At 63.5% G+C, this 12758-nt stretch carries 12 protein-coding genes and 1 tRNA gene; 4 read left to right on the top strand and 9 right to left on the bottom strand.

Going from position 1 to position 12758, the window contains the following annotated elements:
* Positions 1–37: 37 nt before the first annotated feature.
* From MESS4_RS00760 to MESS4_RS00745, 4 genes are all read right to left on the bottom strand, one after another.
* On the bottom strand, positions 38–847 hold the full coding sequence (locus MESS4_RS00760; protein WP_006325326.1) for an ABC transporter permease: 810 nt from the start codon (positions 845–847) through the stop codon (positions 38–40).
* Positions 847–1512, bottom strand: coding sequence for an ABC transporter permease (locus MESS4_RS00755; protein ID WP_006325325.1), 666 nt, complete (start codon positions 1510–1512; stop codon positions 847–849). Before MESS4_RS00755 ends, MESS4_RS00760 begins: the two co-directional genes overlap by 1 nt.
* Positions 1513–1812: 300 nt before the next feature.
* Positions 1813–2607, bottom strand: a complete 795-nt coding sequence (locus MESS4_RS00750; protein WP_006325324.1) for a transporter substrate-binding domain-containing protein — start codon at positions 2605–2607, stop codon at positions 1813–1815.
* 48 nt (positions 2608–2655) lie between these two features.
* The gene (locus MESS4_RS00745) at positions 2656–3468 is read right to left on the bottom strand and encodes an ABC transporter ATP-binding protein (protein WP_006325323.1); all 813 of its coding nucleotides are present in this window, start codon (positions 3466–3468) and stop codon (positions 2656–2658) included.
* A 231-nt stretch (positions 3469–3699) separates the two neighbouring features.
* Here MESS4_RS00745 and MESS4_RS00740 point away from each other — a divergent pair, with 231 nt between their 5' ends.
* On the top strand, positions 3700–5277 hold the full coding sequence (locus MESS4_RS00740) for a 5-guanidino-2-oxopentanoate decarboxylase (RefSeq protein WP_006325322.1): 1578 nt from the start codon (positions 3700–3702) through the stop codon (positions 5275–5277).
* A 15-nt stretch (positions 5278–5292) separates the two neighbouring features.
* On the opposite strand, the gene MESS4_RS34885 is transcribed toward MESS4_RS00740, so the two are convergent.
* On the bottom strand, positions 5293–5415 hold the full coding sequence (locus MESS4_RS34885) for a hypothetical protein (protein WP_280110227.1): 123 nt from the start codon (positions 5413–5415) through the stop codon (positions 5293–5295).
* Between the two features lie 225 nt (positions 5416–5640).
* On the opposite strand from MESS4_RS34885, the gene MESS4_RS00735 reads away from it, so the two are divergent.
* Positions 5641–6348: an SDR family NAD(P)-dependent oxidoreductase gene (locus MESS4_RS00735; RefSeq protein WP_006325320.1), complete on the top strand. Its 708-nt coding sequence runs from the start codon at positions 5641–5643 to the stop codon at positions 6346–6348.
* 98 nt (positions 6349–6446) lie between these two features.
* Here MESS4_RS00735 and rpsA read toward each other — a convergent pair whose 3' ends face one another.
* From rpsA to aroA, 3 genes are all read right to left on the bottom strand, one after another.
* Positions 6447–8144 (bottom strand): 30S ribosomal protein S1, encoded by a 1698-nt coding sequence (gene rpsA, locus MESS4_RS00730; protein ID WP_006325318.1) that lies wholly within the window; start codon positions 8142–8144, stop codon positions 6447–6449.
* Between the two features lie 209 nt (positions 8145–8353).
* Positions 8354–8998 (bottom strand): (d)CMP kinase, encoded by a 645-nt coding sequence (gene cmk / locus MESS4_RS00725; protein WP_006325316.1) that lies wholly within the window; start codon positions 8996–8998, stop codon positions 8354–8356.
* 271 nt (positions 8999–9269) lie between these two features.
* Entirely contained in the window at positions 9270–10628 is a 1359-nt protein-coding gene (aroA, locus tag MESS4_RS00720; protein WP_006325315.1) for a 3-phosphoshikimate 1-carboxyvinyltransferase, read from the bottom strand.
* Between the two features lie 192 nt (positions 10629–10820).
* On the opposite strand from aroA, the gene MESS4_RS00715 reads away from it, so the two are divergent.
* Together MESS4_RS00715 and MESS4_RS00710 are read left to right on the top strand one after the other, a co-directional pair.
* Positions 10821–11213 (top strand): TIGR02300 family protein, encoded by a 393-nt coding sequence (locus tag MESS4_RS00715; RefSeq protein WP_006325314.1) that lies wholly within the window; start codon positions 10821–10823, stop codon positions 11211–11213.
* Between the two features lie 179 nt (positions 11214–11392).
* Positions 11393–11468, top strand: a tRNA-Ala gene (locus MESS4_RS00710).
* A gap of 647 nt (positions 11469–12115) precedes the next feature.
* On the opposite strand, the gene MESS4_RS00700 is transcribed toward MESS4_RS00710, so the two are convergent.
* Entirely contained in the window at positions 12116–12640 is a 525-nt protein-coding gene (locus MESS4_RS00700; protein WP_006325308.1) for an MgtC/SapB family protein, read from the bottom strand.
* Positions 12641–12758: the final 118 nt, after the last annotated feature.

The raw sequence follows: 12758 nt of genomic DNA, 5'->3' as shown, positions 1-12758 counted from the left end.
CCCTACTCCCCTACTCCCCTACTCCCCTACTCCCCTACTAACCGATCTTGTTCGGGATCCGCGCTTCGATCCTGCTGAAGGCAAAGACGAGGATGCCTGTGATCGCCATATAGATCAACGCCAGCAGCAGCAAGGGTTCATAGGTCAGGTAAGTGTCCTGCCGCACCTTCGACGAGACGGCAAATATGTCGATCACGCTGATCGTCGCCACCAGCGGCGTCGATTTCAACTGCAGCACCGTTTCTCCGGTCAGCGTCGGCAGCGCCCGGTAGAAGGCTTGCGGCAGCCAGATGCGCCGGAAGGCCTTCCAGCGGCTCATGCCGAAGGCTCGGGCGGCCTCCAATTGTCCCTTGGGCACGCCGGCAAAGGCGCCGCGCATCACCTCGCCCTCATAGCCGGCAAAGGACAAGGTCAGCGCCAGCACGCCATAGGGCCATGCCTGCCTGAGATACGGCCACATCCAGGATTCCCGTATCCAGGGATACTGCGGAAACAGCGAACCCAGCCCATAATAGAGCAGCCAGAGCTGCAAGAGCAGCGGTGTTCCCCTGATGATGGTGCAGAAGACCTTGGCGGGTGCTGCGAACCAGAAGGGGCCGGCAGCCTGCGCCAGCCCGAGCGGCACGGCGAGCAGGAAGCCCAGCACGCAGGTAACGGCCAGGATCCACAGCGACCGCCAGATGCCAAGCAATCCCGCCTCGTAATATTGTGGCAGCCAGTCCCAGCGCATGAAGAAGGCAGCCGCCAGAACCAGCCCAAGCGCGATCAGGATGAGCACGATGCGATGCGGCTGAAGCCACAGCGACGTTCGCGCGGCGACGTTGATGATGGCCGCTTCACCAGCCATCAGCGCGCCTCCTTGAGCGAAGGCATACCGCGCCGGGCTCTGGCTTCGATGCGGCCGATGATCAGATTGGAGATCAGCGACACCAGAAGGTAGATCGCGCCCGCAGCCAGGTAGAACGTAAGATAGGCCTTGGTCACGCCGGCCGCTTGCCGCGTCGCCAAGGTCAGCTCGTAGAAGCCGACGACCGCCAGCAGTGCGGTGTCCTTGGTGGCGATCAGCCAGAGATTGGCAAGGCCGGGGATCGCGAAGGGCAGCATCGCCGGCAGCGTGATGCGCCGCAGCAGCAGGCCGGGAGACATGCCGTAGGCGCGCGCGGCTTCGATCTGGCCCTGTGGGATGGAAAGGATCGCGCCGCGGATCACCTCGGTCGAATAGGCGCCCTGGACGAAGCCGAGCACGGCGATGCCGGCCGCCAGCCCGCTGATGTCGATGCGCTGATAGCCGAGCGCCGCCAGCACCTGATTGATCAGGTCGGTGCCGGCATAATAGAGCAGCAGGATCAGCACCAGTTCCGGCACGGCGCGCACCGCCGTCGTATAGACCGCCAGGAGATCGCGCACCACCGGACCGCCATAGAGCTTGCCATAGGCGCCGCCGATGCCGATCAGCAGCCCGAGGCAGGTGGCGCCGATCGCGATCTCGATCGTGTGCAGCAGACCGACCAAAAGCGTTCCGCCCCAGCCCGGCGGCGTGGGCGAGAGAAGCTCGAAGATGCCGGCCGCGTCGATTAGCGTCGCCCCCGAATTGCTAGAGCATGATCCCGAAAAGTTGCAGACTTTTCGGACAAGATCATGCGAAAAAACAAAGACCTAGAGCAGGATAACCGGTTCAACTTCAATTCATCCTGCTCTAGCGCCAGGACCACTGGCGATCTCCGCCAGCGGAAAGCGTGCGTGGATGAGTTCAGGCGAACCACGCGGCGCGCTGTCCGCGCCGCGTGGTCATTCGCTCATGGATGCAGGCCGTCAGTTCGACTGCGCGTCGGCGCCATAGATGTCGAAATCGAAGTATTTCTTCGAGATCTCGTCATATTTGCCGTTGGCGCGGATGGCCTTGATGCCGGCGTTGATCTTGTCCTTCAACTCGGTGTCTTCCTTGCGGATGCCGGCGCCGACGCCCGGCCCGAGAACTTCGAGGTCTGGAGCCACCGTGCCCTTCATGTCGCAGCACGCCTTGCCCTGATCGGATTTCAGAAACTCGCCAAGTGCGATGGAGTCGGCCTGCACCGCGTCGACGCGGCCGGCGGCGAGATCCTGGTTGGCTTCGTCCTGGGTCTGGTATTCCTTGATTTCCGCCGCTCCGGTGAAGTGCTTCTTGGCGTAGACGGCATGCACGGTGGAGACCTGCACGCCGATCACCTTGCCCTTGAGGTCATCTGGCGTGGCGCCGAACTTCTGGTCCTTCGGCCCGATGATGCCGGTCGGGGTGTTGTAGTACTTGTCGGAAAAGTCGATCGTCTTCTTGCGCTCGGCGGTGATCGACATCGAGCCGGCGATGAGGTCGATCTTCTTGGTCGTCAGCGCCGGAATGATGCCGTCCCAGGCGACGGGGGTGATGACGCAGTCGAGCTTCTCCTCGGCGCAGACGGCATCGATGAATTCGATCTCCCAGCCGACCCATTTGCCCGAGGCATCCGGCGAGGCGAAGGGCGGATAGGGTTCGGCGGCGACGCCGATCTTGACCGGATCGGCCTTGGCCACCCCCATCGCGGCGACGCCGAGCAGCAGCGCTGCGGCAAATGTTTTAAGAACTGTCTTCATGTCATATCTCCCAGTTTGTTGTTGTTCCCGGTTTTCGTCCGCTTCGATCTAGCCGATGTTGCGGATGAACTGCTTGAGCCTTTCGGATTTGGGGGCGCCGAAGATCTGCTCCGGCGGCCCCTCTTCCTCGACCAGCCCGTTGTAGAGGTAGACGACATGCGTCGCGACCTCGCGGGCAAACTTCATTTCGTGGGTGACCAGCACCATGGTACGGCCCTCGCGCGCCAGATCGCCGATCACTTTCAGCACCTCGCCGACCAGCTCCGGATCGAGCGCCGAGGTCGGCTCGTCGAACAGCATGACGCGCGGGTTGATGGCCAGCGCCCGGGCGATCGCCGCGCGTTGCTGCTGGCCACCCGACAGATAGGCTGGATAGACATCGCGCTTTTCGGCGAGCCCGACGCGGGCGAGCAGCTTTTCGGCTTCGGCGATCGCCACGTCGCGCTTGACGCCGAGCACATGCACCGGAACCTCGATGACGTTCTCGATCAGCGTCATGTGGCTCCACAGATTGAAGTTCTGGAAGACCATGCCGAGCTTGGAGCGGATGCGTTCGATCTGCCTGCGGTCGGCGGGAACGGTGTGACCGTGGCTGTCGGCCTTCAGCTTGATCTCCTCGCCATTGACGCGGATGATGCCGCTGGTCGGGTTCTCAAGGCAGTTGATGCAGCGCAGCAGCGTCGACTTGCCCGAGCCTGAGCCGCCGATGATGGCGATGACCTCGCCGTCGCGCGCCGACAGCGAAACGCCCTTCAGCACATGCAGTTCGCCGAATTTCTTGTGCAGGTTCTCGACATGGATGGCTTCGGCGGCGCCGTTTTGCGCCAAATGCTTCAGTGCGGGTGCTGCACCCGGCGCCATCACCTTGCCGGCGCCTCGTCGGACGGCCGGACTCGTCGCTGCTGAAATCTTTTACCCATTAACCGTCACTGTACCGAATTCCCATTCTCAAGATGGACCGTTCCGCTTGCCTCCGTCAACCATGGTTTTTGGACCATTGATCACAGCTTGCTGTAGTGGTTATTGGCGGCAGGGGACATCGCAGGAGCATTTGGTGGGTAAAACAGACGGGTCGCAATCCATGGCCGCGCAATGACGACAGTCGGCGAAGCGCTCATCAATTTGCTCGAAGCTCACGGCGTCGACACCGTCTTTGGCATTCCCGGCGTGCATACGGTCGAACTCTATCGCGGCCTGGCCCGGTCGAGGATCCGCCACGTCACGCCGCGCCACGAGCAGGGCGCCGGCTTCATGGCCGACGGCTACGCGCGCGCCAGCGGCAGGCCGGGGGTCGCCTTCGTCATCACCGGACCGGGGCTGACCAACACCATTACCGCCATGGGCCAGGCGCGCGCCGATTCGGTGCCGATGCTGGTGATATCGGGCGTCAACGCCACGCCGACGCTGGGCAAGGGGCTCGGCCACCTGCACGAATTGCCCGACCAGCGCGGAATGATGGAGAAGGTCGCGCTGTTTTCGCACCGCATCACCGGAGCCGACGAACTGCCCGGCGTGCTGGCGCGGGCTTTTGCGCTGTTTTCGTCGTCGCGTCCCGGCCCGGTCCATATCGAGATCCCGACCGACATCATGGTCAAGCCGGCCGGCGGTATTTCCTATCTTTCGACGAATGCGGGCCCGCCGGAACCCGATGCGGCGGCGATAACGGAGGCAGCAAAGCTTTGCGCTTCTGCCCGTCGCCCTGTCATCCTTGCCGGCGGCGGCGCCAAGAAAGCCGAGGCGCCGCTGAAGCGGCTTGCCGAAAGGCTGGGAGCGCCTGTTGTCCAGACGACCAATGCGCGCGGCCTGCTGTATCGCCACCCTCTAGGCGTGCCGGCGAGCCCCAGCCTGAAGGCGGTGCGCGCGCTGATCGCCGAGGCGGACCTGGTCGTCGCCGCCGGCACCGAATTCGGTCCGACCGACTATGACGGCTATGGCGACGGCGGTTTTGTCCCGCCGGCCAATCTGATCCGCATCGACATCGACGCCGACCAGCTCGCGCGGCGCCCGGCAACAATTGCCATCCAGGCGGATTGCGCCGAGGCGATCGAGGCCCTGCTCGGCCGGATCGGCGGTCCGGCCGCGTCGGGCGACGGCCAGGTTCGCGCCGCCGCCACACGAAAGGCGGCCCTTGCCGAACTCAGCCCGGCCTTCACCGCCCAGATACGCGCGGTGGAAGTGATCCGCGATGCCTTGCCGGGCGCCATCATCGTCGGCGATTCGACGCAGCCGGTCTATGCCGCCAATCTCTATTACGATCACGACCGGCCGGGCGGCTGGTTCAACGCCGCCACCGGCTTTGGCGCGCTGGGCTTCGGCCCACCGGCGGCCATCGGCGCCGCTCTTGCAGTGCCCGACGCGCCGGTCGTTTGCCTCACCGGCGATGGCGGCTTCCAGTTCACCTTGCCGGAACTGGGCGCGGCACTCGATGCTGAGGCACCGGTCATCTTCGTCGTCTGGAACAATCGCGGCTATCGCGAGATCGAAACCTCGATGCTCAATGTCGGTGTCGAGCCGGTCGGCGTCTCGCCCGCGCCGCCGGATTTCTGCAAGCTGGCCGAGGCCTATGGCATTGCCGCCGAACGGCTCGCCGATATCGGGCATCTGGCCGACGCGCTCAAGCGCGCGCGGGCAACGGGCAAGCCGCACGTCATCGAAATCACCGTCGACTGACCGTGGCTGTAAATGTCATGACTGTCGGATGATTTTCAGCAGACTGAAGCCGATCCGCGATCCGCTGACATCTGCGTATCTCGCTCCGGCGCGCTGGGCCGCATCCAGCTCTTCAACCCTTTTGATGAAGCCGCCCATCGCGCGGTCTTCGATCGTTTCTGGCTGCACAAGCTGACCCACAAGGACCCGCGGCCGGCGACAAGGGACCGCCTGCTATGGGACGCGATCGTCGAGGGCTGGCCGGCTGCTTGATCTAGGCCGAATGATCTAGCGACATCGAAATTTCAGTTGAGTGACGGCGCGAAAGGCGCGACGTTCGCCACCGGCGCGGCGCAAGTACAAGAATGACTGGAGCGGTCGAAGATGACGGACACACTGGACGGCAGGCATATTGTGGTCACTGGCGGCACCGGGGCGCTTGGCGGCGCGGTTGTCGGCAAACTGCTGGGTGAGGGCGCGATTTGCCATGTGCCCAATGCCCATGCTGCCGCGCCCGGGCATTTTCCCTACCCGGCACATGAGCGCGTCAAGCTGGCGCACAATGTCGACCTCGCCGACCCCGCCAAGGTCGATGCGTTCTATGCCGGCGTTCCGGATCTGTGGGCCTCCATCCATCTGGCCGGCGGCTTTGCCGCGGCACCTGTGGAGAAGATCGAATCCGCGTCCTTCGCCGAAATGATGGACACCAACGCCCGCACCACCTTCCTGTGCTGTCGCGCCGCGATACGCTCGATGCTGGCATCAGGCACATCCGGCCGCATCGTCAACGTCACGGCGCGGGCCGGGCTCGACCCCAGGCGCGGCTCCGGCATGGTCGCCTATGCCGCCAGCAAGGCGGCGGTCGCGGCGATGACGCTGGCGATGGCGGAAGAGCTGAAGGGCAAGGGCATACTGGTCAATGCGGTTGCGCCTTCGACCCTCGACACGCCGGCAAATCGGAGCGACATGCCGGATGCCGATTTCGGCAAATGGGTCAGCCTCGAAGCGGCGGCGCAGGCCATTGCCTATCTCGCTTCGCCGGTCAATCTGGCGATGAGCGGCACGCTGGTGCCGCTCTACGGCAGGGCCTGAGCGTATCGGTCTCAGGCACTGGCCAAAGAAAAACCCCGCCGGATCGCTCCGGCGGGGTTTTTGTTGCGGGCCGCGCGCAAGGCGCGGCGTTTGTGGGCTTAGCTGCCCTGCTTCTTCAGCGCGGCGCCCAGGATGTCGCCCAGCGAAGCGCCGGAGTCGGTCGAGCCGTACTGGGCGACCGCTTCCTTCTCCTCGGCGATTTCCAGCGCCTTGATCGAGACCTGCAGCTTGCGGGTCTTCTTGTCGAAGGCGATGACGCGGGCGTCGACCTTCTGGCCGACGGTGAAGCGCTCGGGGCGCTGCTCGTCGCGGTCGCGGCTGAGGTCGGAGCGCTTGATGAAGGTCTCGATGCCGCTGTCGACCAGCCGCACTTCCAGGCCGCCATCCTTGACGCCGATAACTTCGCAGGTGACGACGGCGTTCTTGCGCAGTTCACCTGAAGTCGCCGCTTCGCCGACCGTATCCTTGGCCAGCTGCTTGATACCGAGCGAGATGCGCTCCTTGTCGATGTCGACGTCGAGCACCTGCGCCTTGACCATGTCGCCGCGATTGTACTCCTCGATGACCTGCTCGCCCGGACGGGTCCAGTCGAGGTCGGAGAGGTGCACCATGCCGTCGACGTCGCCCTCGAGGCCGATGAACAGGCCGAACTCGGTCTTGTTCTTGACCTCGCCCTCGACCTGGCTGCCGGCCGGATGGGTGCGCGCGAAGGCTTCCCACGGATTCTCGAGCGTCTGCTTGAGGCCGAGCGAGATGCGGCGCTTGGCCGGATCGACCTCGAGCACCACCACGTCGACTTCCTGCGTCGTCGACAGGATCTTGCCGGGATGCACGTTCTTCTTCGTCCACGACATTTCCGAAACGTGGATCAGACCCTCGATGCCCGGCTCCAGCTCGACGAACGCGCCGTAATCGGTGATGTTGGTGACGGTGCCCTTGATCTTCTTGCCGATCGGGAACTTGGTGCCGATCTCCGACCACGGATCGCTCTCGAGCTGCTTCATGCCGAGCGAGATGCGGTGGGTTTCCTGGTTGATGCGGATGATCTGCACCTTGACCGTCTGGCCGATGTTGAGGATTTCGGTCGGATGGTTGACGCGGCGCCAAGCCATGTCGGTGACATGCAGCAGGCCGTCGATGCCGCCGAGATCGACGAACGCACCATAGTCGGTGATGTTCTTGACGACGCCTTCGACAACCTGGCCTTCTTCGAGGTTCTGCACGATTTCCGAACGCTGTTCGGCGCGGCTTTCTTCGAGCACGGTGCGGCGCGACACCACGATGTTGCCGCGGCGGCGATCCATCTTGAGGATCTCGAAGGGCTGCGGGTTGTGCATCAGCGGCGAGACGTCGCGGATCGGGCGGATGTCGACCTGGCTGCGCGGCAGGAAGGCCACGGCGCCGTCGAGGTCGACGGTGAAGCCGCCCTTGACCTGGTTGAAGATGACGCCTTCGACGCGCTCGCCCTTGGTGAACTTCTCCTCGAGACGGACCCAGCTCTCTTCGCGGCGGGCCTTTTCACGGGAAAGCATCGCTTCGCCAAGCGCGTTCTCGATGCGCTCGACATAGACCTCGACCGTGTCGCCGACCTTGAGGGTGGTGTCCTTGCCCTTGACGCCGAATTCCTTCAGCGGCACGCGGCCCTCGACCTTGAGGCCGACATCGATGATGGCCATGTCTTTTTCGATCGCGGTGATCGTGCCCTTGACGACCTGGCCTTCGCCGGAATGGCCGGCGGAAAATGATTCTTCGAGCAGGCTCGCGAAATCGTCGCGAGTGGGATTTGCAGCTGACATAGTTTCTCCTGGAGTGCCCCGCATCTGTCGCGGGACCGGCGCCGTGGGTTAGCGTTGCGTTGGCCTGCCGGCGTTCCGGGCTTTCCAAAAAGCCCTTGGCCGCTCTCAGGCGGCAATTCCGGCGCATGAAGAATGCTGGCAGGCTGGTTCGTGCCCGATATGGGTATCTTTTGCGCTGCCGGCAATCGGCAACGGCGGGAAAACCCGGCTCAGGCGTTGTTTCTTTTGGCAAGAACGTCGTCGATGATCGCTCTCGCTGCCAGAAACGCGGCCTCTATAGCCATTTCGGACGTATCAAGCAAGTGCGCGTCGGCGGCCGGCTTCAAGGGTGAGGAGGCTCTGCCCATGTCGCGCTCGTCGCGGCGGACGATATCGGCGAGGATCTCGGTGAAATTGGCGGTGCCGCCGATGCTTTCGATCTCGGCCAGCCGCCGGCTCGCCCGCACCTCGGCGCTGGCTGTGACATAGAGCTTTATGTCGGCGTCGGGGCAGACCACGGTGCCGATGTCGCGGCCATCGAGCACGGCGCCGGGCGGCGCCTTGGCGAATTCACGCTGCTTTTCCACCAGGATGCGCCGCACGGTTGGGAACACAGCGACTTTCGAGGCAGCCTCGCCGACCGCATGTGCCGACAATATGGCGCGGTCGAGCTTTGCCAGATCGACCTGGCGCGCGGCAGTTTCCGCCGCCGAGACATTGTCGAGCGGCAGCGCGTGCTGGATCAGCGCATGCGCCACCGCGCGATAGGTGAGGCCGGTGTCGAGCAGGTTCAGCCGGTAGTGGTCGGCGAGCCGCCGGGCCAGCGTGCCCTTGCCGGCACCGGCGGGTCCGTCGATGGCGATGGTGAAGGTCATTGGCGGATCACCATGAAAAGCGCAACTGTTCAGACGGGCGTAGCGATCCTTCGCGCGCCCCTCTGTCCTGCCGGACATCTCCCCCACGAGGGGGGAGATTGGCGGCTTCAGCGCTTCGCTCAATCCTGCAACGTTGGCAATTGGCGAAAGACAACATGACGGCCGATCTCCCCCCTTGTGGGGGAGATGCCCGGCAGGGCAGAGGGGGGCGCTGTCCCTCCGACGTTTCGGTTTGGCCCCAACCTCTAAGATCTGCGATTGCCATTAAGTGTCACCCGATCTCCGCGCCCAGCCCCTTCATCAGCCCCATGAATTCCGGAAAGCTCGTTGCGATCATCGCCTGATCGTCGATGGTCACCGGCTTTTCCGTCGCCAGCCCCATCACCAGAAAACTCATGGCGATACGGTGGTCGAGATGCGTTTGCACCGTCGTATCCTGGCCGTTGGGGTGACCGCCGAGGCCCTTACCCTCAGGCTTGCCGCGCACCGCAAGCGAGGCCTCGCCCTCGGTGCAGTCGACGCCGTTGAGCTTCAGTCCGTTGGCGACCGCCGACAGCCGGTCGGATTCCTTCACCCGCAATTCTTCCAGCCCTTGCATCAGGGTCTCGCCTTCGGCAAAACTGGCGGCGACCGCCAGCACCGGATACTCGTCGATCATCGAGGGCGCCCGCTCTGGCGGCACGGTGACGCCCTTGAGTTCGGAGTAACGAACGCGCAGATCGGCGACATCCTCGCCGCCGGCGTTGCGCGGGTTGAGGATATCGATCTTGCCGCCCATTTCCTGAAGCGTCAGCAAAAGCCCGGTACGGGTCGGGTTCATCAGTACGTTTTCGATCGTGACGTCGGAGCCCGGCACGATGAGTGCGGCCACCAGCGGGAAGCCTGCAGAGGAGGGATCGCCCGGCACCGCGATCGTCTGTCCCGTGAGTTTGCCCTGGCCCTCGATGAAGATATGCCGCCCGCCGCGCTCGTCGGTCTCGACCGACAGATTGGCGCCGAACCCTTTGAGCATCTTTTCGGTGTGGTCGCGCGTCATCACCGGCTCGATGACGGTGGTGACGCCGGGCGTGTTCAGCCCGGCGAGCAGCACCGCCGACTTCACTTGCGCCGAGGCCATCGGCACCCGGTAGGTGATCGGGGCGGCATGCTTGGGCCCACGCAGCGTGATCGGCATGCGGTCGCCGGGTGTTGCCTTCAGCACCTGCACGCCCATCTGGCGCAAGGGTTCGAGCACGCGGCCCATCGGCCGGCCGGACAAGGACGCGTCGCCGATGAAGGTCGTTTCCATGTCATAGGTGCCGACCAGGCCCATGGTCAGGCGCGAACCGGTGCCGGCATTGCCGAAATCGAGCGGACCTTCCGGCTGCAAGAGCGCGCCATTGCCGGTGCCGCGGATCACCCACTCAGTGCCGCGCTTCTCGATATACGCGCCCATCGCCTTCATCGCCGCGCCCGTGCGCATCACATCCTCGCCTTCGAGCAGGCCGGTGATGCGGGTCTCGCCGGATGCCAGCCCGCCGAACATGAACGAGCGGTGCGAAATCGACTTGTCGCCGGGCACGCGGGCCGTGCCGGAAAGAGCTGGCGATTTGCGGGCGGTGGCCGGCTGGGGGGCGGCAGGATGCGACATTGTATTCCCTGGATGAAATGCCGGCGGGCCGGCTTTTTCGTTCGTTGCGGCGGTCTCGTACCATGGTGCGTCGAAATGGTCATCCCCTCGCGCGAGACCTTCCGATGCAGGGTTTTGCGACGCCGGCTTTAGGCTTTGACAGCGCCTCAAACTGCGGTTAAGGGGACCAACCTTTTATCTACGAGGCTTGCCGTGGCAAAACCCGAACTTGGCACCAAACGCATAGATCCGGAAACGGGTCGAAAATTCTACGACCTGAACAAGGACCCGATCGTCTCGCCCTATACCGGCAAGACCTATCCCCGTTCCTATTTCGAGGAAGGCAAGATCGCCGCCATCGAGGAGGAAGAGGAAGTCGTCGAGAAGGAAGTCGACGCCGAGGAGGAAGAGGGCGTCGAGGTCGTCTCGCTCGAAGACGCAGACGAGGAAGTCAAGGGCGGCGACGATCTTCCCGATCTTGGCGAGGAAGAGGACGATGTGGACCTCGGCGACGACGAGGATGACACTTTCCTCGCCGACGAAGAGGAAGAAGACGGCGATGTCGCCGACATGATCGGCGTCGGCGACGACGACGACGAAGTTTGATGCGGGCCGGGCGGGTGTAAGCTGCATTCGCCGGCTTTCGTTGCGCCGTCGAGAAAAAGCGGTTCTTGACGGCTTGATATTCGGGGAAGGCGGGGTTAGAAGCCGCCTGCACTAACGGCGCGGTCTAGACCCGCGCCGGATCTCTTCGCCGGCAACGGCGCCGGTTGACTGCCGGAAGTGGGGCCATAGCTCAGTTGGGAGAGCGCTTGAATGGCATTCAAGAGGTCGTCGGTTCGATTCCGATTGGCTCCACCAAACAGTCTTCCACCATTCGCAGTCTCAGCGTGCGCCGCGAACTAAGTCGTTAATTCAAACAAACATTGCATTGCCTGAGGCCGAATGGCCAATGTCGGCAGGATGGACACCCCATAGAGTGCCGCGTCAGCGATGCTCCGCCCAGCCTGCCCCCTCATTCAGTAGAGCACGAAGAGACATAAGCCAAGCACCGCAAGGACGAGGAAGACACCGACGAAGGCAGTCACTTTGACGGATGAAGCCGGGGACCGTTCAGGTTTGACAGGTTCCTCATTCAACTCAGGGCGATCTGCTTCCACCCCATCAAATTGCGGAATTCCATTGCTCTCGACCGCCGTCGAAACCCTGTTTGCTATATCACCGCGGATTATAGGATCATCGGACAAATGATCCGTCGTACTCCGTTTGAATACCATCTGAGCCCCACTATGTCCCGTCATAAGTAACGTTTCTGCCGGGTAAAAGTTTCCAGGCTCGTGGTTGGTCATGCTCGGCCGCAGAGCCCAATCCTTCCCTGCGTCCACAAAAGACCCCGTTTGCCTCATCCAACCATCCTTCACGAAATCCTTCAGTGAAGCGTTTCACAGAACGTTTCTTACCGGATGGGCTCCGGAATTTGGCGTGGCGGGAAGCGCGGCGGAGGCTTGTCAGCCCTTGCGCTGCTTGGCCTCGTCGGACTTCGGCTTTCCCTGTTCCTCGCCGATCCCGGTCTTTGCCGCAAAGCTATGGAGAAGACCTGCCACGACAAGCACCAGCAGCGTGCCGAGCGCGGCCACCTGCCACAGGCCAAGCCCGCAAGCCAGGCCGATCGCGCCGGCCAGCCACATGCCGGCACCGGTAGTGAGCCCGTGGACTTCGCCTCTCGAAAACATGATGGAGCCGGCGGCGAGGAAGGCAACGCCGGCGGTGACCGCTTCGACAACGCGGATCGGATCGACCTTGACGGAATCCTGCACGAACATTGGCATGCGAACGATTTCGATCGTCAGTATGCCGAAGGTGGCCGCCGCCGCGCAGACCAGTATATGGGTGCGCAGCCCGGCGGGCCGATTGCGCCATTCCCGTTCGAACCCGATAGCCGCACCGAAGACCGCCGCCAGCAGCAGCCTCGCCGCAATCACCGGGAACGGGACATATGTCGGATGGCCGAATTCTTCGAAAAGCTGTTCCATGGGTAACGTCCACAACGTGCTCGGGCCGGATCAGGTTCCTGAGAGGGTCGTCCGGCCGGCGCGATTGAACCGCTCCGGCGCGCTGGCTCAATCGCCGGGACTTGCGTTTGACATCGGC

The sequence above is a fragment of the Mesorhizobium sp. STM 4661 genome (genome assembly GCF_000359125.1).
In the GTDB taxonomy this organism is placed as follows: Bacteria; Pseudomonadota; Alphaproteobacteria; order Rhizobiales; family Rhizobiaceae; genus Mesorhizobium.
Note: the sequence above shows the minus strand (reverse complement) of the source record. Positions and strands in the feature narration are given on the sequence as shown.